This is a genomic window from Kerstersia gyiorum, assembly GCF_048595715.1.
In the GTDB taxonomy this organism is placed as follows: Bacteria; Pseudomonadota; Gammaproteobacteria; order Burkholderiales; family Burkholderiaceae_B; genus Kerstersia; species Kerstersia gyiorum.
In genome coordinates, this window is the sequence record NZ_CP169556.1 from 1,250,223 (window position 1) to 1,270,887 (window position 20,665).

Sequence of the window (20,665 nt, forward strand, 5' to 3'; positions counted from 1 at the left end):
CAGCTGTGGCCGCTCGCTCAGGGGGCGCAACGCAGTTCGGGGCGCGGCGTTTCCGGATCGGTGGGGTTGGTGGGCGTTTCGGGGTCGCCGCCGTTGCCATTGCCATTGCCGTTATCGTCGTCGCTGCCGCCACCGCCGCAGGCGGCCAGCAGGGTGATCAGTGCCGCGGAAGCCAGTGCCATGGGAACCCGGCGCAGCCAGGCAGGAGTGTGGGTAGAGAGGGTCATGATCTTTGCTCGCTTTATTGCAGGAGTTCGCGCACGGATTTGCCGGACAGGGCCAGGGAACGGATTTCTTCCTCGCTCAGGGCGCGGCCCCAGAACGTCAGGTCGGAGAAGTCCATGGTGTAGGCGCCTTTTTCATAGCTGCCCAGCACGTTGTAGGTACCCTTGCCGTCTTCGTTCAGGCCGAAGTGGGCGCCCAGGACACCCGCCAGCTTGCTCAGGTCGACCGCGCCGGTGGACGTCGAGCGCACGCTCAGGCCGTTGGTCGGGTCAAAGACCGCTGCCGTCATTTTCTTGCTGGTCTTGTCGATGCTGAACAGCAGGTAAGCCCATTCGTTGGGCGTGAAGTAGAAGCCGTTCAGGTCGGCGCGGCCGCTGCCGCCGATGTTGAAGCGGACTTCATTGCCGTTCCACTGGGCGATGGTGATGCCGGCGTTGCCGCCACTGTTGTAGTCCTTGTTCGCGACGATGGGCTTGTCGTTGGCATCGCCCTTGGAGCGGTACCACAGGCCGATGGTGACGGCATCCAGCGAGTCCAGGCTGCCGGCCGGGTATTCGAGCTTGTAGCCGCCCAGATTGATGTTCTCGCTGCGGCGGTCCTTGCGCTCGGCACGGAAAGCCTTGCCGAAGGGGCCGTCATCCAGGAACACCGGTTGCTGTGAACCATCGAACGGCACGATCTGGGTCTGGCCGCCGATGTCGTTGATGTTCTGGTCGAACGAGTAATGCATCAGCACGCCTACCTTCAGGCTGGGCATGAGCAGCACGGGCTTGGTGTACGGAATCTGCGTGCTGATGGACAGCGAGCTGTCGTCGGCGCGGATTTCGTAGTTCAAGGTATGCAGGCCATCTTCCTCGAAGGCGAAGCTGTCGTCGGTGTACTCGCTGGTGCCGGACTCGAGCGTGGCCAGCACTTCGCCGTCGCGCAGGAGGGTGACATTGCCGGCGGGCTGGCCTACGGTCGTCCAGGAGATGGTGACGCTCTTGTAGTCTTCCGCCGGCGTGGCGCGGGGGCGGCGCAGCGCACCCGGCGCGGCAAGGTTGCTGCCCGACAGGGCAGGCATGCCGCTGGCGGCATCGAGGTGGGCCAGGACGGTAGGCGCGAGGTCGGCTGCCGACGGCAGAGTTTCCCAGGCGTTGTCCCAGGCGGCATTCAGGTCCACGGCCTGCTGGTCAGCACCCAGGATGGTGGGCAGGCTGGTGGCGTAGAAGGTGGTCTTGCTGCTGGTGCGCGGCAGGCCATCGTAATTGCCGCCGTCCCCCAGGCCGGCAGCCGAGGTCACGATGACTTGCCAGTCTTCGCCGCTGTGCTGGCGCTGGCGTTCGCGCACGGCGTCCAGCAAGCTGCCCAGCGCCTTGTCGGTCTGCTCGACAGTGGCCTTGTAGGTGGCGCTGCTGGCCGGGCCGCGCAGATTGGCCAGCGGCGCGGCGAACTGGGCCAGCACGACATCGTAGCCGGAGGAAATCATCTGGCCGGCGGCATCGGTAACACAGGCGTCGATCTGCGCGCAGTCCGTGAGTGTATCCAGGTAGCCCGCGCTGCGCTCGGCGCTCAGCAGGCTGGCCAGGCTGGCGCTGTGCACGGCGCTGCCGGTCTTGCTGCCGGGCAGGGTGTTCTTGACCTGTTCGAACAGGGTGGTGGCGCGGCTTTGCTGGTTCTGGGCGTCGGATCGCACCTCATGCACGGTGGCCCAGGAGCCCGTCAGCAGCGTGGCCCAACCCGGGGTGAGCAGCGTGGGTTGCTGCGTGCCGGTTTCCAGGGTGCCACCGGTCCAGGCGCGGCTCAGCGTCAGCGACGCCAGATTGGGCAGGCGATTCTGCTCGATCCCGGCCAGCAAGGCGTCGTAGCGTACGCCGTCCATGCCGATGACCAGGGTCTTGGGCTGGCGCGGCTCTTGCGGCGTTTCCGGGTCGGTAGGCTGGGCGGGGTCCGAATCGTTGCTGGAACCGCAACCCGCCAGCGCGAACGCGGCGACCAGGCAGTAAACCAGCTTCTTCATGTGTGCGAGGGGCATTTCGTCATCTCCAATCACAGACCCGAGAAAGGCCTGTACGGGGAGCAATGCTCGCCCCTGGGGATGAAGCCCCCATGACGGGACAAACAAAAATCCCGATCATCTGATCGGGATTTTGTGGCTATGGCCTCCTGGTGCAGGCCAGGCAGAGGGGAGAGGGCGCTTGCCAGGCCATTGCCGGGCAACTGGCCGTATCATATGACTGTCGTGGAAATGCAACATTTCCAGCTGTCTGAACCGGCAGCGCCGCAGCCTGAGCGCCACGACTGGCGATAGCTGGCCAGTCAGGCTCAGTGATCGGGCAGCGGCGTGACCAGTTCCAGGAAGCGCGCGATGCTCTGCACCTGCATGCGTTCCTTGAGGCAGTACAGGTATTCCTCGGTCTGGATATCGGCATCGGCGATATCCAGACAGACCAGATCCGGATGGGGCGGCGCTTCGTGCGCCGGGATCAGGCAGCAGCCCAGGCCGTGCACGACTGCCTGGATGATGGCTTCGCGATTGGCAATTTCCAGGATCTCCGCCGGCTGCACGCCAGCGCGTTCCAGCAGGCGCTCGGATACCTTGCGTGTCATGGAGCCCGGTTCGCGCTGCAGCAGCGTTTCCGGCGCCATATCGGCCAGATGTACGTTGCCGCGCCGCGCCAGGCGGTGGTCGCGCCGCACGGCCAGGCGCAGGTCGTCGCGCGCCAGGGTGACGCGATGCAGCTCCGGGCCTTCGGCGCGCACGGAGGAACTGGCCAGTTCCAACTGGTAGTCGCGCAGCGCCTGCAGCACCGATTGCGAGTTGGCGACGCTCAGGCTGAGCGAGATGCCGGGAAACTGGGAGCGGTAGCGCGCAATGACGGGCATCAGGTAGTAGGGGCCGGTCAGTCCGAGCCGCAGAGAACCGTGGCTGAGCGCACTGGCGTCACGCAGGTGGAAGGCGATTTCCAGTTCCTTTTGCACCAGTTGCTCGGCCATGGGCAGCAGCCGCCTGCCGTCTTCGCTGAGTTGCAGCGCCCGGCCGCGGCGGTGGAACAATTCCAGTCCGTAGCGTGCTTCCAGCGACTTCAACTGGCCGGTGACCGTCGGCTGGCTGACGCCAAGCTGTTGCGCGGCGCGCGTGACATTGCCGGCGCGGGCGACGGCATAAAAAGACTTGAGTTCCGTAATGAGCATGTCTACAGGCCCTAAGGCGGTGCCAGGGCTGCGGAAATGCAGCCAGTTTGGCCGACAGTGTAGCGCTGGCGCCGCTGATTCCGGCCCGGCTAGCGCCATCGGGCCAGTCCGGCAAGAAAAAATGCGATGGGCTTATCAGCGTATTTCTATTTGGTGTCACATTCTTTACACCTGGGCTGCCCATACTGCACCCTCATGAATACGCCGAAACATTCCCAGAACGAACCGCCGCCGAGCTTTCTTTCGCTGCGGGACATCAGTCTGTCCTATGGACCCACGCGGGTGCTCAACGATGTGTCCCTGGATGTTACGGCAGGTGAAATGCTTTGCCTGCTGGGACCATCCGGTTGCGGCAAAACGACGTTGCTGCGGGTGATCGCCGGTCTGGCGCGCCAGGACCAGGGCAGTCTCAAGCTGGCAGGTAGGGATATTTCCCGCGCCGCGCCCCAGGAACGCAACTACGGCATTGTGTTCCAGTCCTATGCGCTGTTCCCCAACCTGACCGTGGCCGCCAACGTGGCCTATGGGCTCAGCTCGCGCCATGGCGATCGGGATGCCGTGGCGCGCCGTGTCGAGGAAATGCTGGATCTGGTCGGTCTGCCCGGTTCGGGCCGCAAGTATCCCGGCCAGTTGTCCGGCGGCCAGCAACAGCGCGTTGCCCTGGCGCGCGCCCTGGCACCGGCGCCCATGCTGCTGTTGCTCGACGAGCCTATGTCTGCGCTGGATGCCAAGGTGCGCGAACACCTGCGCAGCGAACTGCGCAGCCTGCAGCGCCGCCTGTCGGTGACGACCATCATGGTGACGCACGACCAGGAAGAAGCGATGTCCATGGCCGACCGCATTGCCGTCATGAACCGGGGTAACCTGGAACAGGTCGGCACGCCGCGTGAACTGTACCGGCACCCGGCCTCCAGCTTTATTGCGGGCTTCATCGGCGAAGCCAACTGGTTGCCGTACGAACGGCTGACCGACGGGCGCGTGTCCATCGGCCGCTGGACCGCGCAAACCGCGAATGATCTGGAATTGCCGCGCGGGCGCCTGTTCGCGCGTCCCGAAGCGGTCCGCATCCTGCCGGGCGGCACGCTGCCGTCCGGCGACAACGTGTTCGCCGCCGAGATCCAGGACGGCATTTTCCTGGGGCGCCAGTACCGCTTGAGGCTGGCGCTGGAAGGCGTGCCTGGCGTCGATCTGCATGCCTTCGTCAATGCCGAGCAGGGCGATGCGTTGCTGGCCCGCACGGCGGCGCGCCGTTGCTGGCTGAGTATTGCTCCTTCCGCCTTGCGCGCCTACGAGTCATAGGACATGAGCGTGGGATCTTCCATCATTCAAGCCGGTCCGCAACAGGACGTGGCGCAGCGCCCGGATGCCGCCCCTGCTGCGGCGCCTTCCCCCATTCCATTTGCCCGCCGGCCTTCGTCGCCACGCCTGGAAATGCTGGGCCTGAGCAGCCTGCAACTGGCCTTGCTGGCCTTCATGCTGATTGCGCTCGTGCTGCCGGTCGGCGCTGTGCTGCTGCGAGCCGTGCAGGATACCAACGGCCAGTGGGCCGGCCTGGCGCCGCTGCAACAGGCGCTCGATATTCCCGGCTTTGGCTCGATGCTCTGGCGCAGCATGGCCGTGGCGCTGACCACGACCCTGCTGGCGGTGCCGGCTGCCTATGCCTTTGCCTATGGCCTGGCGCAGACGCGCATGCCGGCCAAGCGCCTGTGGCGTTCGCTCGCTCTCATTCCCTTGCTGGCGCCGTCGCTGCTGCCCGGTATCGCACTGATCTACCTGGCTGGCAATCAGGGTCTGCTGCGTGACTGGCTGGGCGCAGGAACGGTCTATGGCTTCTGGGGCATCGTCATTGGCGAGGCCTTCTATATCTTTCCCCACCTCCTGATGGTGCTGACCAGCAGCCTGGCGCTGTCGGACGGCCGTTTGCATGACGCCGCGCGTGCCATGGGGGCGGGGCCGTGGCGCACGTTCATGACCGTGACTCTGCCCGGAACGCGCCATGCCATCTTCGCTGCCTGCTGCCTGTCCTTCACGCTGGTCATCACTGATTTCGGCGTGCCCAAGGTCGTCGGCGGCGATTACAACGTGCTGGCCGTGGAGGTCTACAAGGCGGTGGTCGGGCAGCAGAATTTTCCGCGCGGCGCGGCATTCGCCATGCTGCTGCTGATTCCCGCCATCCTGACGTTCACGGTGGATACCTGGTTGCGCCGGCGCCAGCATTCCTTCCTGGATGGCCGCATCCAGCCCTACCAGCCGCAGCCGTCCCGGGTGCGCGACAACGCATTCCTGATGCTGGCCGTCGTGATCTGCCTGGGCCTGCTGCTGATTGCCGGTACTGCGGTCTGGGCTTCCTTCATCCGCATGTGGCCATACAACCTGTCGCTGTCGCTGCGTTCCTATGACTTTGCGAATATGGACGGCGGCGGCTGGCTGGCCTGGCGCAACAGCGTGCAACTGGGCTTCTGGACGGCGCTGGCGGGAACCATCACGGTATTCCTGGGCGCATGGCTGACAGAGCGCCTGGCGCCCCTGGGCCGGCTGGCGCGCTCCGGCGTGGCGCTGTTGCATGCCGCGGCGCTGATCCCGATGGCGGTGCCCGGCCTGGTGCTGGGCCTGGGATACATCTTCTTCTTCAACCATCCGGGCAATCCGCTCAATGGCTGGTACGGCACGATGGGCCTGCTGGTGCTGTGCACCGTGGCGCACTTCTATACCAGCGCCCACCTGGCTGCGACTTCCGCGCTGGGGCAGTTGGACCGCGAGTTCGAATCGGTGTCTGCCTCGCTGGGCGTAGCCCGGCTGCGTACCGGGCTCAAGGTCGTGTTCCCGATGAGCCTGCCGACCGCGCTGGACGTGGCCCGCTATCTGTTTGTTTCTGCGATGACGACGGTATCTGCCGTGGTGTTCCTCTACCGCCCCGATACCGTGCTGGCATCCGTGGCCGTTCTCAACATGGATGACGCCGGTTTCCCTGGCGCTGCGGCCGCCATGTGCACCCTGATCATGATTACCTGCGCCGTCGTATCGCTGCTGCTGTACGGCGCCAGCCGCGCCGTGATGGCCCGCACCCAGGCCTGGCGCCGTCCAGCTGGCGATTGATGGCCATGTTTTACCCGTCTTCCTTTTTCCAGCCGCTGCCGGCATCAGGCCGCCACGGCACAACTGCAAGCAAGTCGTATCCGGAGATCCTCATGTCCAAGTTCCGCATTTCCGCCGCGCTGGCGCTGGCCGCTGCCGCTTTCGGTGCCCAGGCCGCACCCGTGACCCTGACGGTCTACACGGCGCTGGAGGCTGACCAATTGCGTGCCTACCAGGCCGCGTTCGAAGAGGCCAACCCCGACATCCGCATCCAGTGGGTGCGTGATTCCACCGGCATCATCACGGCAAAGCTGCTGGCCGAGAAGGATCGTCCCCAGGCCGATGCCATCTGGGGCCTGGCAGGTTCCTCGCTGGGCGTCCTGGCCGGGCAGGGCATGCTGGAACCGTATGCTCCCCAGGGCCTGGAGCAGATTGCTCCCAAGATGCGCGACGGCGCCAACCCGCCCGCCTGGGTCGGCATGGACGGCTTTGCCGCCGCACTGTGTTTCAACACGGTCGAGGCCGCCAAACACAACCTGCCGGTTCCCAAGACCTGGAAGGATTTGACCAAGCCGGTCTATGAAGGCAAGGTCGTGATGCCCAACCCGAATTCCTCGGGCACCGGCTACCTGGATGTCAGCGCCTGGCTGCAGATCTTCGGTGAGAAGCAAGGCTGGGAGTTCATGGACGCCCTGCACAAGAATATCGGCACCTACACTCACTCGGGTTCCAAGCCTTGCAACCTGGCGGCTGCCGGCGAATACCCGATCGGCGTGTCCTTTGAATACCGCGCTCTCAAGCTGAAGGATGACGGCGCACCGGTTGAAGTCGTGCTGCCGGAAGAAGGCCTGGGCTGGGAAATCGAAGCCATGGCCATCGTCAAGGGCACGAAGAACCTGGACGCCGCCAAGAAGCTGGCCGACTTCTCGGCCTCGCGCGAAGCCAACGAGCTTTACAAGAAGGGCTTTGCTGTGCTGGCTATCCCTGATGTCAAGGCAGAACTGCCGGGCCTGCCCGCTGACTTCCAGGAGCGCCTGATCGACAACGACTTCACCTGGGCCGCTGAAAACCGCGAGCGCATCCTGGCCGAATGGGCCCGCCGCTACGACGGCAAGTCGGAAGCCAAGAAGTAAGCACCGTATCCTGTTGCCAGCCTGGCTTGGCAAGCGGGCGGTAGCATGAATGAAAACGCGCAGCCAGCCAGCTGCGCGTTTTTCTTTGGCGGTATGCGCGTATGGGGCAGTAGGGGATGCGGGGCCGGAACCGGGACAACCTGCGGATCTCGCCATGCAGGTATGGCAAACAAGCCATCGCCCATGCCGGACGGTGTGAATCCGGCATAGCAGAGTTGCCTGAACGCCATGTCCAGCCTTACATACGCCCGGATAGATGGCGCCGAAGGAATGGCCCTGTGACTGATTCCGGTGCGTTCATCATGGCAGAGGGCGGGCCTGCGAAAATAATTCTTCCGCCTCGTTTTCCTGCGCCAGGCCCCATCTCGATCAGCCAGTCGGCATGGGCCATGACATCCAGGTTGTGCTCGACCACGATGACGGTCGCGCCTCGCTGTGTGAGGCTATCGAAAATGGCAAGCAGCCGGTCGACATCGGACATATGCAAGCCAGATGTCGGTTCATCGAAAACATACAACTGGCCTTCCTCGGCCAATCTGGATGCCAATTTCAAGCGCTGGCGCTCGCCGCCGGACAATGTGCTCAAGCGCTGTCCTAGCGATAGATAGCCCAATCCCACCTTGGCGAGCCTATCCAATGGCCTGGCGATGGCCGGGCAGGGCAGGAAGTGGCGCTGCGCTTGTTCCACCGAGAGGGCCAGCGCCTGGGCAATATTGCAGCCCATCCAGGTGATCCCTCGCGCCGTCTTGTTGAATCCCGTGGCGCCGCAGGCATCGCAGGGCGTCTCCACGCTGTCCATGAAGGCCAGATCGGTTTGGATGGCTCCCAGTCCCTTGCAGGCTGGGCAAGCCCCCTGGGCGTTGCTGCTGAACAGACTGGCCGGCTCGTTGCTGGCCTTTGCAAAGCCCGCGCGAATCTCGTCCAGTACGCCGATATAGCTTGCGACGGACGAACGCCGTGTTCCTCCCAGACCTTTCTGGTCGATCAGGATGGCGTGCGGGCAGTGGCGGGGCAGCAGGCGGTTGACCAGTGTGCTTTTACCGGAACCGGCGACGCCCGTCACGACGGTCAGTACGCCTGTCGGTATGCTGACGCTGATATTGTGCAGGTTGTGCAGCGAAAGGCCTTGCAAGGTGATCTGCCCTATCGCGGGGCGTGGCTCGCGCCGTATGGGCACTGCTCGCCGCAGGCAGCGTCCCGTCAAGCTGTCGGCCTGCTGCAGGCCGGCCACATCGCCCTGGTACACCACATGACCGCCGTCCGTCCCGGCGCCCGGCCCCATGTCCACGACATGATCGGCAATGCCTATGACGTCCGGGTCGTGCTCCACCACCAGCACGGTGTTGCCCTTGTCGCGCAGTTCACGCAGCAAGGTGTTGAGCTGGTGGACGTCGCGCGGATGCAGCCCCACGCTGGGCTCGTCGAAGATATAGGCAATGTCGGCCAGGCTGCTGCCCAGATGGCGGACCATCTTCACGCGCTGGGATTCGCCGCCCGACAGGCTGGCGGTCTCGCGGCCCAGGTTAAGGTAATCCAAGCCGATGGCACGCATCTGCTCCAGCCTTTCGATGATGGCGGCCAGCACTGTTGCGACGGGTTCGGCGCGGATTGCCCAAATAAATTCCAGGAGCTCGGAAATCTCCAGGCTGGCAGAATCGGCGATGGAGAGCCCGTTGATCTTGCAGGACAGGATGCCTGGGTTGAGGCGTGCGCCGCCACAATCCGGGCACCGCTGGCGCGTGATGACGCGGGCGAGCCCGTCGCGTTCGGCCTGGGTCAGGCGACTGGGTTCATGATCCAGATAGGCGCGCCGAAAGCGCGGCACGACACCTTGAAATCGCGCCGATGCCGGCCATCCGGGCAGGGGGTTGGTCACGGTCAGATCGTCTGCATATAACAAGGTCTGCCATTCGTCCGGGCTGTAGTCGGCCAAGGGCTTGTCGCAATCGAACAGGCCGGAGCAGGCGTAGCGCTTCCAGCGGAACGTGTCGCGAGCAAATGTGGGGAACAGGATCGCTCCTTGGTTCAGGGATTTGCTGCGGTCAAACAGGAGATCAAGGTCCAGCTCGTCCACCACGCCCAGCCCTTGGCATTTGGGGCACATGCCTTGCGGGTGATTGAAGGAGAACACATTGGAATAACCTACGAATGGCGCGCCGATACGGGAGAACAGCAATCGCAGCAAAGGCTGGATGTCGGTCGCCGTTCCAACCGTTGAACGGACATTGCCGCCCAGGGGCTTTTGATCGACAACGATGGATGCTGGCAGATTGCGCAAGGCGTCGGCCTGCGGCTGGCCGTAATGCGGCAGCCGGTGCCGGACAAAGGCACTGTGGCTTTCATTGAGCTGGCGCTGGGATTCGGCGGCGATCGTGTCGAATACCAATGATGACTTGCCTGAACCCGACACGCCGGTGAACACCGTGATGCAATGCTTGGGAATCCTCAAGGTGACGTTGCGCAGATTGTTGTTACGCGCCCCGATGATCTCCATGTCGCGGTACGGGGAATGTGAGGGGGGCATGAGCATCTCTCTTATTCGGCGTCATGCGCGCCCAATGCCGCGCTGACCTTCTCGCAGAGTTCGGTGAACATGGCCTGTTCGCCGGGCGTCAGCGTGGCCATGACGCACTGTGCAGCATCACGCCTGCCTGTGGCCGCACGCACAAGGAAATCCCGCCCTTGGCGCGTCAGCGTGGTGACCTGTGCGCGGCGATCGCCATCGCCCTGTATCTGCTCCACCAGGTTGAGGTCCTTGAGCACGCGCAGCGACTTGGAGATGCCCGTGCGCGCTGCACCCAGTCTTTCACCCAGCAGGGACGGCGTCATGGGGCCTTGCAAGCGCAGGAGTTCAAGAATGTCGTACTGGGCCCAGCTCACCGCCTCCGGGGTATAGCGGGTGCGCCGCGCGACAAGGATGCATTGGAGGTGTGAGAGCGCATTCTCCAATGCTCCGGGTTCTTCGGTGGATTGAGTTAGGGTGGGCATGGCGCTTATAGATTTCTTGAAGGCAATCTTATTCGGTTAAATATGCCTTTATTCTACATATTTAATTTCTTTTGGGAAATCAATTTTGGCTCGGAGGCAAAGCGGGATTTCTGGCGGACAGGCGCCTCGACCTTCCACCTTAGTCCAGCAACTGCGCCTGTCAGCGAGGCTGCCGTCGTTGCCGCGATGCATACGGCCTAGCCATTGGAAAGCGCGGCAGCGACCGCGGGCAAGGCAACGCATCTGCATGGCGCAGTTGCACAGGGCCGGCGCGCACGATGCCAGCGGAGTGGTTTGTTCCTCTGCGCTCAGGGCGTTAACACGGATATAATCAGAAGCTGAGGACGACCTCGGCCTGCGGGCTTCCCTGCCGTCCGGGACGACCCGGCTCTTTTGATACAGGAGAGCCATATGGCTTGGATTTATCTGGTCGTCGCGGGTCTGCTCGAGGTCATCTGGGCCTATACGATGAAGCTGTCGGACGGCTTCACCCGCCTCAATTACTCATTCATCACCCTTGTTGCCATGATTGCCAGCTTCGGTCTGCTGGCGGTGGCGATGAAATCCCTTCCCCTGGGCACGGCCTATACCATCTGGACAGGCATCGGCGCTGTCGGCGCCTTTGTCGTCGGCATTCTCATGCTGGGCGAAGTGGCCAGCCCGATGCGCATTCTGGCGGCAGGGCTGATCGTGGGCGGCCTGGTGCTGATGAAACTGTCCTCGTAAACACATGCCAGCGGCGTGCCAGCCTTTATCGGAGACGACGCATAGGGGCGGCGTCGCCGTGTGCGGCATGGCGTTGCCCACGCGTGCGGGGGGCGGTCCGATCCCGGCGCACCTTGGCGCAGGACGGATGCTTGCAGCGCTGGCGTCATTGCGAAAAAAGCCCCGCCAGGCTGAGCCGGCGGGGCTGTTGGGCTTGCAAGCCGTGCGCCGTTTATTCGGGCGCCGGTTCGCCCATGATGCGGCGATACCATTCGTGGAAGTGTTTCATGCCATCTTCCATCGGTGACTGATAGGGGCCCGCCTCGCTGACACCGCGTTCCATCAGGGCGCGGCGACCGGCATCCATACGTTCGGCGATTTCATCGTCCTCAATGGCGGTTTCCATGTAGGCGGCCTGCTGGGCTTCGACAAATTCGCGTTCGAACGCTGCGATTTCTTCCGGGTAGTAGAACTCGACGATGTTGACCGTGCGCTGCGGTGAAACCGGGTAGAGCGTGGACAGCACCAGCACGTGCGGGTAGATCTCGATCATGTGGGTCGGGAAGTAAGTGACCCAGATGGCGCCGAAATCCGGGGCCTGGCCCTCGCGGAACTGCATCAGGTTGTCATGCCACTGGCGGTACACATCGGAACCGGGCTGCGCCAGCGCCTGGTGTACGCCGACGCGCTGAAGGCTGAACCAGTCGGAGAATTCCCAGTTCAGGTCGTCGCAGGTGACGAAGTGTCCCAGGCCCGGGTGGAAGGGGCCAACGTGGTAATCCTCCAGATAGACCTCGATGAAGGTCTTCCAGTTGTAGTTGCACTCATGGACTTCCACGTGATCCAGGACATAATCCGAGAAATCGAATTCAGGGCGCTGGAACAGGGCGCCGAGATCGTCCGCCGGATTGCGCGGCCCTTCGAACAGCAGGCCGTTGCATGGCTTCAGCGGAAAGCGCTGCAGATTCATACAGGGTGTGGTTTCGAACTGCGGCGCGCCGATGAGCGTGCCCTGGTCGTCGTAGGTCCAGCGGTGCAGCGGGCATACCAGATTGCCGCCGGTCTGCTTGAGATTGCCCTCGCGTGGTTCTCCGGTGGTGACGTTGCCCGCCGAGCCGCCCAGGATGAGGGCCTGGCGGTGGCGGCAGACGTTCGACAGCAATGACACGGCACCGCCCCGGTCGCGCAGCAGGATGCGGCCACCGCGTTCCTGCGCCAGTGCGCGCCAGTCGCCGGGTTCGGGGACGAGCTTTTCGTGGCCCACGTAGATGGCGGAGTTCTTGAAGATGGCGGCCTGCTCGCGAGCGAAGCGGGCCTCGTCGAAGTAGGCGCTGACGGACAGCTGGCTGCGTTCGGCGGCCAGAAGTAGGGTTTGGCTCATATTGCGGATTCCTGTCGCCCTGGCGACGGCGCTGCGTCGGCGTCCGGGAGTTCCGGCCATATCATGCGGCAGGAGCGCATGGGCAGGCGGGTGTGTTGGCTGGCAGCCATGGTTCCCTCCGCGCGGACAAGAGCGCCGGGCCTGTGGGCGGCGCGACGAAGAAAAAACCGGCGCTCCTGCGATAGCATCATCGTGGCGTGCCGGCAGGCAATGGACGCGTCCGCGCACTGCGCGCGCGTCTGTAATCCAGTCGAAGGATTGATTGTAGCCCGCCCCGAGCCTCTGGGGAAATGCCTGATGGGGGTCAGTTCCCGTACAATGCGCCCTTGGACCTATTGTGCAATGGTTGTTCCCCCTATGACTAGAAAACTTGGCCCCGATTCGGCCGATGCCGCCGCCAGCGCTGCGCAGGAAGCCACTGGCCTGCCGCAGGATTTTGAATCCGCGCTGGCAGAGCTCGAAGCCCTGGTGTCTGCCATGGAAAATGCGTCGCTGCCGCTGGAGCAGTCCCTGGCTTCGTATCAGCGTGGCGTGGCGTTGTCGCGCATCTGCCAGCAGCGCCTGGCTGCGGCCGAGCAGCAGATTCAGGTGCTGGAAGGCGAGTTGCTGCGGCCCCTGGATGCTTCGACCCTGGGAGAGGATCAGCGATGAAGGCGCGCACTGCCATGGATTTTCCCGCCTGGATGCGGACCTGTGCGGAACAGGTGGAGCGGCGCCTGGGGGCGTTGCTGCCCCAGGATGATGAAGCCCCGGCCCATTTGCACGGCGCCATGCGCTATGCGGTGCTTGGAGGGGGCAAGCGCGTGCGTGCGCTGCTGGTGCTGGCTGCGGGCCATGCCTGCCAGCCGGCGGGCAAGCCGGTGGCCATTGTCACGGCGCTGGAAAGTGCCGCGGCCGCAGTGGAAATGATCCATGGCTATTCGCTGGTGCATGACGACCTGCCTTGCATGGATAATGACACCCTGCGTCGTGGCAAGCCGACGACGCACGTAGCCTATGGCGAGGCTGCCGCCCTGCTGGCGGGCGATGCGCTGCAACCCCTGGCTTTCGAGACCCTGGCAGGCATGCCCATTGCGCCGGCCCTGATCGTGCAGTCCGTGCAGGTGTTGGCGCGCGCATCCGGCAGCCTGGGCATGGCGGGAGGGCAGTTCATCGACCTCGATAGCACGGGCCATGGCCTCAGCCTGGACCAGTTGCGCGGCATGCACACCATGAAGACCGGCGCGCTGTTGGCGGCTAGCGTGACCCTTGGCGGTGTTGTGGCGGGGGCCAGTTCGCCGCAGCGCCAGGCGCTGGAAAAATATGCGGCGGCGATCGGCCTGGCGTTCCAGGTCGTGGATGATATCCTCGATGTCACGGCGGACAGTGCCAGCCTGGGCAAGACAGCTGGGAAAGACGCGCAGGACAACAAGCCGACCTATGTATCGCTAATGGGGGTCGATGCGGCTCGCGAACTGGCCGCGCAGTTGCGCGACGACGCGCATCAGGCGTTGCGACCCCTGGGCGAGGCTGGTGCTTATCTGGCTGCGATGGCGGATTTCATCGTCGCGCGGGAATATTGATCCGGCGCACTGAACCGTGCATCGCGGAATGAATGCAATGAATACTACTGATCTACTCGACCGCATTGAATCTCCTGCCGACGTGAAGCGTCTGGAACGACGCGAGCTTAAGCGTCTGGCGGAAGAGTTGCGCGGTTTCCTGCTGGACAGCGTGTCGCGCACAGGCGGGCACTTGTCATCCAACCTGGGCACGGTGGAACTCACCATCGCGTTGCATCATGTGTTCGATCTGCCGCATGACCGCCTGATCTGGGATGTGGGCCATCAGTCCTATGCCCACAAAATCCTGACGGGCAGGCGCACGGGCATGCCCCGCCTGCGCCAGCAGGGCGGCATTTCCGGCTTTCCGCGCCGCAGCGAGTCCGAGTACGACGCCTTCGGCACGGCACACTCGTCCACGTCCATTTCCGCCGCGTTGGGCATGGCGGTGGCATCGCGCAACGCAGGCATCATGCGCCAGCATATCGCCGTCATCGGTGACGGCGCGATGAGCGCGGGCATGGCCTTCGAGGCGATGAATAATGCCGGCGTGACGCCGGATATCAATCTGCTGGTGGTGCTCAACGACAACGACATGTCGATTTCGCCGCCGGTCGGGGCGCTCAACCGTTATCTGGCGCGCCTGATGTCGGGGCGCTTCTATGCCACCGCGCGCAACGTGGGCAAGGCCGTGCTGCAGCACGTACCGCCCATGCTGGAGATGGCGCGGCGCTTCGAGGGCCATGCCAAGGGGCTGGTGACGCCGGCGACGTTGTTCGAGGAACTGGGATTCAATTATGTCGGGCCGATCGACGGCCATGACATGGATGCCCTGGTGCCCACCTTGCAGAACCTGCGTTCGCTCAAGGGCTTGCAGTTTCTGCACGTCGTAACCAAGAAAGGGCAGGGCTACAAGCTGGCGGAAGCCGATCCGGTGCTGTACCACGGGCCGGGCAAATTCGATCCTGCCGTTGGCATCCAGAAAAGCAGCGTGCCGTCGCGCCAGACCTTCACCCAGGTGTTCGGTCAATGGCTGTGCGACATGGCGCAGGCCGACGAGCGCCTGCAGGGCATCACGCCTGCGATGCGCGAGGGCAGCGGCATGGTGGCGTTCGAACAACGCTTCCCGCGCCGTTATTTCGACGTGGGCATTGCCGAGCAGCATGCGGTGACCTTTGCCGCTGGCATTGCCTGCGAAGGGCTCAAGCCCGTCGTGGCGATTTATTCCACGTTCCTGCAGCGCGGCTACGATCAGTTGATTCATGACGTCGCGCTGCAGAACCTGGACGTGACTTTCGCGCTGGATCGCGCCGGCCTGGTTGGCGCCGATGGCGCCACGCACGCCGGCAATTACGACATCGCCTATCTGCGTTGCATTCCGAACATGGTCGTGGCGACGCCTTCCGATGAAAATGAAACCCGCCTGCTGCTGACTACCTGTTATCGCCATGCAGGTCCGGCCTCGGTACGTTACCCGCGCGGCTCGGGCGTTGGCGCGGAAATGACGGCAGGGCTGGACGAGGTGCCGCTGGGCAAGGGCCGCCTGGTTCGTGAAGGCAGTCGCATCGCAGTCCTGAATTTCGGCACCTTGCTGCCTGCTGCACTGCAGGCGGCCGAACAACTGGGGCTGACGGTCGCGGACATGCGTTTCGTCAAACCCCTGGACCTGGATCTCGTGCGCCAGCTGGCGCAGGACCACGAGGCGCTGGTCACCCTGGAAGAAGGCTGCATCATGGGTGGCGCGGGCAGTGCCGTCAGCGAAGCCCTGCACGAGGCCGGTATGGATGTGCCCGTGCTGCAACTGGGCTTGCCGGATCGTTTCATCGACCACGGCGACCAGGCTGCATTGCTGGCGCAACAGGGACTGGATGGCGCCGGCGTGGAAACTTCCATCCGCAAGCGTTTCGCCGGTCTGCTGGAAAGCGGGCGAGCGGCATAAGGCGGCTCGCGGCAGCGCTCATGGTCTTTGCCCATATCCTTATTCATCCATGGGTAAAAGGGTCTTTGGGGCGCGCATGCTACGCTATCGGTAATATTGGCACTTTGATTCTTTTACCGTGCCGTCATTGACGGCGGCACAGCACAGGTTATTGCTCATGACTTCCATCGTTGAATCCGCCGTCGTCATTCCCGACGTACAGAGCTTCGCGGACGTGCGCCAGATTCCCATCCAGCGGGTCGGAATCAGCGGTGTGCGCCATCCCATGGTCGTGGCCGACGGCAGCGGCGCCGCTCATCCTACCGTCGCGGAGTGGACGTTGACCGTCGCACTGCCGGCGGAAGAGAAGGGCACGCACATGTCGCGTTTCGTCGCGCTGCTGGAAAAATACCGTGCAACGCCGCTGACGCCTGCGCTGTTCAGTGCCATGGCTGGCGAAATGCTGCCGCTGCTGCATGCGCAATCCGGTGATATCACAGCGTCCTTCCCATATTTCATCAACAAGACTGCCCCAGTGTCCGGCGTGCGCAGCCTGCTTGATTACGCCGTGGTCTGGACGGCGCGCGCCAATGGCGATGCGGTCGAGTTCGAACTGACGGTGACGGTGCCCGTGACCAGCCTGTGCCCGTGCTCCAAGAGCATCTCCAAGTATGGCGCGCACAACCAGCGCTCGCACGTCACGGTGCGTACCATCGTGACGGACGGGGCCGCTTTCAACCTGGACGATTTCATCAGCCAGATCGAAAAGCAGGGTTCTTGCGAATTGTGGGGCCTGCTCAAGCGTCCCGACGAAAAGTACGTCACCGAACATGCCTACGAGAACCCCAAGTTCGTCGAAGACATCGTGCGTGATGTCGCCGCTACGCTGAATGCGCATGCGGGCATCGCCGGCTACCGCGTAACCGTGGAGAACTTCGAGTCCATCCACAACCATTCGGCCTACGCTGTGGTGGAAGGCCACGGCAAGGGCTGATTCCGATACGTGTCTAGCCCTCCGGGTGCTGTTGCCGGAGGGCGTCATGATCAGAGCCGCATCAGTACGATGCGGCTTTTTTATTGCTTTTTCCAGCAGCAAGTACGACAATAGAAAGCTTTCTTGCCCGATTGCCTTGGCATCGGTGTCCTATGGTGCGCGGAATCCCTGATTCAAGGCGGCCAGCGGCGCTCTGCCAGGTGGCGGGCTGTTCCGCCGATTGGAATTTTCCTGTCGGTGGTCATCCACGGGAGTATCACTCTAATGCGTCACTACGAAATCGTATTTATCGTCCATCCGGACCAAAGCGAGCAAGTGCCTGCAATGGCCGAGCGCTACCAGGCGATCGTCACGGCCCAGGGCGGCAAGGTGCATCGCCATGAAGATTGGGGCCGCCGTCAACTGGCTTACCCGATCCAGAAGCTCGTCAAGGCTCACTATGTTTGCCTGAACATCGAGTGCGGCCAGGAAGCCCTGGACGAACTCGAACATGCGTTCCGCTACAACGATGCCATCCTGCGTCACCTCGTCGTCAAGACCAACGCTGCCCCCGCTGGCGCGTCCGTCATGATGAAGAGCGTCGAGCGCGAAGAGGCTCGCAAGGCCAGCGCCGAAGCCGCCAGCACCGCTAGCGAAGCCGAGGCCGAGTAAATCCGTCAGGATACAGTCGTTATCGCTACCGGCATGGCTGATATGGCCAACCAGGTGCGGCTGGATGCAAACGTTATTGCTTCCGGGCCGCTGCGCTACAGCCCCGCAGGGCTTCCCATCCTCGATATGACGCTTGCGCATCAATCGGAACAGATGGAAGCCGGCAGGATGCGCAGGGTAGAACTGGAAATTGCTGCTGTCGCCATGGGGGATCTGGCATCCGTACTTGCCGATACCCCGTTGGGATGTGCAGTGCGAGTCGAAGGTTTTCTCCTTCCGGCACGCAAGGGTTCCCCTCGTATCGTGCTGCATCTGCAGCGGGTGCAAAGGCTGCTGGCGACGGACACGGTAATGACCGCCTGACAGATTAAACGCATATACGATATCCGCCGGTTCAGGCCGGCAACGAAATAGAAAGAGACTTACTATGGCTCACTTTGGTAAACGCAAGGAAAAGCGCAAGTTCACGCAACAGAATCCTCTGTTCAAGCGCCGCAAGTTCTGCCGCTTCACGGTGGCTGGTGTCGATCAGATCGACTACAAGGATCTGGACACGCTGCGTGACTTCATCCAGGAAAACGGCAAGATCATCCCGGCCCGCCTGACCGGCACCAAGGCGCACTATCAGCGCCAGCTGGACACCGCCATCAAGCGTGCTCGCTTCCTGGCCCTGTTGCCGTACACCGACAACCACAACTAATCCCGGGGGCTTACTGTCATGCAAGTTATTCTGCTCGAAAAAGTCGCGAACCTGGGCAACCTGGGTGACGTCGTGCGTGTCCGCAACGGCTATGCGCGCAACTACCTGATCCCCCAGAAGATCGCCCGTCGCGCTACCGACGCTGCTTTGAAGGAATTCGAAGCCCGTCGCGCCGAACTGGAAAAAATCCAGGCTGAAAAGCTGGCTGCCGCCCAGGCTCTGGGCGAGCGCCTGAACGGTCAGGAAGCGCTGATCTCGCAAAAGGCTGGCGTCGATGGCCGCCTGTTCGGTTCCGTGACCAACGCCGACATCGCTGGCGCCCTGGTTGCTGCCGGTTTTGCTGGCATCGAAAAGGCTCAAGTGCGTCTGCCCAACGGCCCGCTCAAGAGCATCGGTGAATTCGATGTGCAGGTCGCTCTGCACACCGACGTCATCGTCGACATCAAGGTCCGCATCCAGCCCGAACTGGCCTGATTGCTGCCTGTCTGTTGCACGCCCCGGCTTTGTTCGGGGTGCGAGAAAAGCCCTCCTTGCGGAGGGCTTTTTTGCATCTGGCTGATCCGGAATCCGGCAGCCTTCCTGGCGCGGGGTTGGGGCGGACGCATTTGGTCTGGGAGGGCGCGATAACGAAAATAGGGGTTTTCCTGGGGGGCGGTCGGGCATGTCTGAATAGTTTGTAGGGGTGGGCTATACTTTGTTGGTTTTTCACCATGCGGATCGTCTGAAACGTGCGCGGTATGCTTCACGCCAGATTTGGAACAGTAGTCCCTTGTTCATTGCCACGGGCAGGAACGGGGTATTGCTTTTCAATGGCAGCGGAAAGCGGGCTGCCCCGGACGCGCATCAAAGCCGATGGACGCCGAGCCTGCGATGACGCAGTTGCACAGGGCGTTACCGTCGGCTTTTCTGTTTCTGCCGGATCGCGGCATGATGCAAGAATGGTCCCTGACGCCCGGTATTCGCACGCGGACGGCAGGGTAGGATCCACTGACTCTCATACGACCTGACAGGTATCACATGAAAATCCACGAGTATCAAGGCAAGGAACTGCTCAAAAAGTTCGGCGTGCCCGTGCCCCGCGGCATTCCGGCTTTTTCGGTTGACGAGGCTGTTGCAGCCGCCGAAAAGCTGGGCGGCCCGGTCTGGGTGGTGAAGGCCCAGATTCACGCAGGCGGCCGCGGTAAGGGCGGCGGCGTCAAGCTGGCACGTTCGCTGGACGAAGTCCGTCAACTGGCATCGCAGATTCTGGGCATGCAACTGGTCACGCACCAGACTGGTCCGGAAGGCCAGAAGGTTAACCGCCTGTACATCGAGGACGGTGCCGACATCCAGAAGGAATACTACGTTTCCGTCGTGACCGACCGCGGAACGCAGAAAGTCGCTTTCATCGCTTCCAGCGAAGGCGGCATGGATATCGAGGAAGTGGCCCACTCCACGCCCGAGAAGATCGTTACCGAATACATTGACCCGCTGGCCGGCCTGACCGACGAGCAGGCGGCGAAGATCGCCGCCGCCATCGGCCTGGAAGGCGAAGCCGCCAGGCAAGCCGTCGATGTGTTCAAGAAGCTGTATCAGTGCTACATGGAAACCGACGCGTCGCTGGTTGAAATCAACCCGCTGAACCGCGACAGCAAGGGCAACATCATCGCCCTGGACGCCAAGTTCAACTTCGATTCCAACGCACTGTTCCGTCATCCTGAAATCGTCGAATACCGCGACCTGGATGAGGAAGATCCGGCTGAAATCGAAGCCAGCAAGTTCGACCTGGCCTACATCCAGCTCGACGGCAACATCGGCTGCCTGGTGAACGGCGCCGGTCTGGCCATGGCAACCATGGACACCATCAAGCTGTTCGGCGGCGAGCCGGCCAACTTCCTGGACGTCGGCGGTGGCGCCACGGCTGAGAAAGTGACCGAAGCCTTCAAGATCATGCTGAAGAACAAGGATGTGAAGGCCATTCTGGTCAACATCTTCGGCGGCATCATGCGCTGCGACGTGATCGCCGAAGGCGTCATCACCGCTTGCAAGGCCGTGAACCTGAGCGTGCCGCTGGTCGTCCGCATGAAGGGCACCAACGAAGAACTTGGCAAGAAGCTGCTGGCTGAATCCGGCCTGCCCATCATCAGCGCTGACACCATGGCCGAAGCGGCCACCAAGGTTGTCGCTGCTGCTGCCTGAAC

General features: G+C 63.0%; 19 protein-coding genes. 13 read left to right on the forward strand and 6 right to left on the reverse strand.

The window, feature by feature from the left end; translation table 11 throughout:
- Nucleotides 1–17: 17 nt before the first annotated feature.
- From ACEW7X_RS05475 to ACEW7X_RS05485, 3 genes are all read right to left on the reverse strand, one after another.
- A complete protein-coding gene (locus ACEW7X_RS05475) occupies nucleotides 18–227 on the reverse strand; it encodes a hypothetical protein (protein WP_127773496.1) in 210 nt (69 codons plus the stop codon).
- Nucleotides 228–241: 14 nt separating this feature from the next.
- Entirely contained in the window at nucleotides 242–2,239 is a 1,998-nt protein-coding gene (locus ACEW7X_RS05480; RefSeq protein ID WP_420177714.1) for a nucleotide pyrophosphatase, read from the reverse strand.
- A gap of 290 nt (nucleotides 2,240–2,529) precedes the next feature.
- Entirely contained in the window at nucleotides 2,530–3,399 is an 870-nt protein-coding gene (locus ACEW7X_RS05485) for a LysR substrate-binding domain-containing protein (RefSeq protein ID WP_253103048.1), read from the reverse strand.
- 195 nt (nucleotides 3,400–3,594) lie between these two features.
- Here ACEW7X_RS05485 and ACEW7X_RS05490 point away from each other — a divergent pair, with 195 nt between their 5' ends.
- From ACEW7X_RS05490 to ACEW7X_RS05500, 3 genes are all read left to right on the forward strand, one after another.
- Nucleotides 3,595–4,698: a putative 2-aminoethylphosphonate ABC transporter ATP-binding protein gene (locus tag ACEW7X_RS05490; protein WP_068369123.1), complete on the forward strand. Its 1,104-nt coding sequence runs from the start codon at nucleotides 3,595–3,597 to the stop codon at nucleotides 4,696–4,698.
- Nucleotides 4,699–4,830: 132 nt separating this feature from the next.
- The gene (locus ACEW7X_RS05495) at nucleotides 4,831–6,495 is read left to right on the forward strand and encodes a putative 2-aminoethylphosphonate ABC transporter permease subunit (RefSeq protein WP_127775560.1); all 1,665 of its coding nucleotides are present in this window, start codon (nucleotides 4,831–4,833) and stop codon (nucleotides 6,493–6,495) included.
- Nucleotides 6,496–6,587: 92 nt separating this feature from the next.
- Nucleotides 6,588–7,607 (forward strand): putative 2-aminoethylphosphonate ABC transporter substrate-binding protein, encoded by a 1,020-nt coding sequence (locus ACEW7X_RS05500; RefSeq protein ID WP_130486801.1) that lies wholly within the window; start codon nucleotides 6,588–6,590, stop codon nucleotides 7,605–7,607.
- A gap of 238 nt (nucleotides 7,608–7,845) precedes the next feature.
- Here the strand turns inward: ACEW7X_RS05500 and ACEW7X_RS05505 are convergent, their stop codons facing one another.
- Both ACEW7X_RS05505 and ACEW7X_RS05510 read right to left on the reverse strand, forming a co-directional pair.
- Complete coding sequence (locus ACEW7X_RS05505; RefSeq protein WP_420177715.1) at nucleotides 7,846–10,131, reverse strand: ATP-binding cassette domain-containing protein; 2,286 nt, start codon at nucleotides 10,129–10,131, stop codon at nucleotides 7,846–7,848.
- 11 nt (nucleotides 10,132–10,142) lie between these two features.
- Nucleotides 10,143–10,595: a MarR family winged helix-turn-helix transcriptional regulator gene (locus ACEW7X_RS05510; protein ID WP_068369120.1), complete on the reverse strand. Its 453-nt coding sequence runs from the start codon at nucleotides 10,593–10,595 to the stop codon at nucleotides 10,143–10,145.
- Nucleotides 10,596–11,006: 411 nt separating this feature from the next.
- On the opposite strand from ACEW7X_RS05510, the gene sugE reads away from it, so the two are divergent.
- Nucleotides 11,007–11,321 (forward strand): quaternary ammonium compound efflux SMR transporter SugE, encoded by a 315-nt coding sequence (gene sugE / locus ACEW7X_RS05515; protein ID WP_068369117.1) that lies wholly within the window; start codon nucleotides 11,007–11,009, stop codon nucleotides 11,319–11,321.
- Nucleotides 11,322–11,532: 211 nt separating this feature from the next.
- Here the strand turns inward: sugE and ACEW7X_RS05520 are convergent, their stop codons facing one another.
- Complete coding sequence (locus ACEW7X_RS05520; protein ID WP_068369114.1) at nucleotides 11,533–12,681, reverse strand: aromatic ring-hydroxylating oxygenase subunit alpha; 1,149 nt, start codon at nucleotides 12,679–12,681, stop codon at nucleotides 11,533–11,535.
- 357 nt (nucleotides 12,682–13,038) lie between these two features.
- Between ACEW7X_RS05520 and ACEW7X_RS05525 the strand changes: the two genes are divergently transcribed.
- The 9 genes from ACEW7X_RS05525 (at nucleotide 13,039) to sucC (ending at nucleotide 20,663) form a co-directional block, all read left to right on the forward strand.
- Entirely contained in the window at nucleotides 13,039–13,332 is a 294-nt protein-coding gene (locus ACEW7X_RS05525; RefSeq protein ID WP_130486804.1) for an exodeoxyribonuclease VII small subunit, read from the forward strand.
- Nucleotides 13,329–14,243: a polyprenyl synthetase family protein gene (locus tag ACEW7X_RS05530; protein WP_068369105.1), complete on the forward strand. Its 915-nt coding sequence runs from the start codon at nucleotides 13,329–13,331 to the stop codon at nucleotides 14,241–14,243. The genes ACEW7X_RS05525 and ACEW7X_RS05530 overlap by 4 nt, the downstream gene beginning before the upstream one ends.
- 37 nt (nucleotides 14,244–14,280) lie before the next feature.
- Nucleotides 14,281–16,161 carry a 1-deoxy-D-xylulose-5-phosphate synthase gene (gene dxs, locus ACEW7X_RS05535; protein ID WP_420177716.1) on the forward strand — a complete coding sequence of 627 codons (1,881 nt, stop codon included), beginning with the start codon at nucleotides 14,281–14,283 and terminating at the stop codon, nucleotides 16,159–16,161.
- Nucleotides 16,162–16,318: 157 nt separating this feature from the next.
- The gene (folE2, locus tag ACEW7X_RS05540) at nucleotides 16,319–17,134 is read left to right on the forward strand and encodes a GTP cyclohydrolase FolE2 (RefSeq protein WP_130486805.1); all 816 of its coding nucleotides are present in this window, start codon (nucleotides 16,319–16,321) and stop codon (nucleotides 17,132–17,134) included.
- A 264-nt stretch (nucleotides 17,135–17,398) separates the two neighbouring features.
- On the forward strand, nucleotides 17,399–17,785 hold the full coding sequence (rpsF, locus tag ACEW7X_RS05545) for a 30S ribosomal protein S6 (RefSeq protein ID WP_068369096.1): 387 nt from the start codon (nucleotides 17,399–17,401) through the stop codon (nucleotides 17,783–17,785).
- Nucleotides 17,786–17,818: 33 nt separating this feature from the next.
- Nucleotides 17,819–18,148, forward strand: coding sequence for a primosomal replication protein N (priB, locus tag ACEW7X_RS05550; protein WP_068369093.1), 330 nt, complete (start codon nucleotides 17,819–17,821; stop codon nucleotides 18,146–18,148).
- A 64-nt stretch (nucleotides 18,149–18,212) separates the two neighbouring features.
- Nucleotides 18,213–18,485, forward strand: coding sequence for a 30S ribosomal protein S18 (gene rpsR / locus ACEW7X_RS05555; RefSeq protein ID WP_068369089.1), 273 nt, complete (start codon nucleotides 18,213–18,215; stop codon nucleotides 18,483–18,485).
- 18 nt (nucleotides 18,486–18,503) lie between these two features.
- Nucleotides 18,504–18,959 carry a 50S ribosomal protein L9 gene (gene rplI / locus ACEW7X_RS05560; RefSeq protein WP_068369086.1) on the forward strand — a complete coding sequence of 152 codons (456 nt, stop codon included), beginning with the start codon at nucleotides 18,504–18,506 and terminating at the stop codon, nucleotides 18,957–18,959.
- Between the two features lie 543 nt (nucleotides 18,960–19,502).
- Nucleotides 19,503–20,663, forward strand: a complete 1,161-nt coding sequence (sucC, locus tag ACEW7X_RS05565) for an ADP-forming succinate--CoA ligase subunit beta (protein ID WP_068369083.1) — start codon at nucleotides 19,503–19,505, stop codon at nucleotides 20,661–20,663.
- Nucleotides 20,664–20,665 lie beyond the last annotated feature (2 nt).

What these genes read in the sequence shown, in the direction of transcription:
- ACEW7X_RS05475 (WP_127773496.1), bottom strand. Translation starts at nt 227, where the DNA reads ATGACCCTCTCTACCCACACTCCTGCCTGGCTGCGCCGGGTTCCCATG.
- ACEW7X_RS05480 (WP_420177714.1), bottom strand. Translation starts at nt 2,239, where the DNA reads ATGCCCCTCGCACACATGAAGAAGCTGGTTTACTGCCTGGTCGCCGCG.
- ACEW7X_RS05485 (WP_253103048.1), bottom strand. Translation starts at nt 3,399, where the DNA reads ATGCTCATTACGGAACTCAAGTCTTTTTATGCCGTCGCCCGCGCCGGC.
- ACEW7X_RS05490 (WP_068369123.1), top strand. Translation starts at nt 3,595, where the DNA reads ATGAATACGCCGAAACATTCCCAGAACGAACCGCCGCCGAGCTTTCTT.
- ACEW7X_RS05495 (WP_127775560.1), top strand. Translation starts at nt 4,831, where the DNA reads ATGCTGGGCCTGAGCAGCCTGCAACTGGCCTTGCTGGCCTTCATGCTG.
- ACEW7X_RS05500 (WP_130486801.1), top strand. Translation starts at nt 6,588, where the DNA reads ATGTCCAAGTTCCGCATTTCCGCCGCGCTGGCGCTGGCCGCTGCCGCT.
- ACEW7X_RS05505 (WP_420177715.1), bottom strand. Translation starts at nt 10,131, where the DNA reads ATGCCCCCCTCACATTCCCCGTACCGCGACATGGAGATCATCGGGGCG.
- ACEW7X_RS05510 (WP_068369120.1), bottom strand. Translation starts at nt 10,595, where the DNA reads ATGCCCACCCTAACTCAATCCACCGAAGAACCCGGAGCATTGGAGAAT.
- sugE (WP_068369117.1), top strand. Translation starts at nt 11,007, where the DNA reads ATGGCTTGGATTTATCTGGTCGTCGCGGGTCTGCTCGAGGTCATCTGG.
- ACEW7X_RS05520 (WP_068369114.1), bottom strand. Translation starts at nt 12,681, where the DNA reads ATGAGCCAAACCCTACTTCTGGCCGCCGAACGCAGCCAGCTGTCCGTC.
- ACEW7X_RS05525 (WP_130486804.1), top strand. Translation starts at nt 13,039, where the DNA reads ATGACTAGAAAACTTGGCCCCGATTCGGCCGATGCCGCCGCCAGCGCT.
- ACEW7X_RS05530 (WP_068369105.1), top strand. Translation starts at nt 13,329, where the DNA reads ATGAAGGCGCGCACTGCCATGGATTTTCCCGCCTGGATGCGGACCTGT.
- dxs (WP_420177716.1), top strand. Translation starts at nt 14,281, where the DNA reads ATGAATACTACTGATCTACTCGACCGCATTGAATCTCCTGCCGACGTG.
- folE2 (WP_130486805.1), top strand. Translation starts at nt 16,319, where the DNA reads ATGACTTCCATCGTTGAATCCGCCGTCGTCATTCCCGACGTACAGAGC.
- rpsF (WP_068369096.1), top strand. Translation starts at nt 17,399, where the DNA reads ATGCGTCACTACGAAATCGTATTTATCGTCCATCCGGACCAAAGCGAG.
- priB (WP_068369093.1), top strand. Translation starts at nt 17,819, where the DNA reads ATGGCTGATATGGCCAACCAGGTGCGGCTGGATGCAAACGTTATTGCT.
- rpsR (WP_068369089.1), top strand. Translation starts at nt 18,213, where the DNA reads ATGGCTCACTTTGGTAAACGCAAGGAAAAGCGCAAGTTCACGCAACAG.
- rplI (WP_068369086.1), top strand. Translation starts at nt 18,504, where the DNA reads ATGCAAGTTATTCTGCTCGAAAAAGTCGCGAACCTGGGCAACCTGGGT.
- sucC (WP_068369083.1), top strand. Translation starts at nt 19,503, where the DNA reads ATGAAAATCCACGAGTATCAAGGCAAGGAACTGCTCAAAAAGTTCGGC.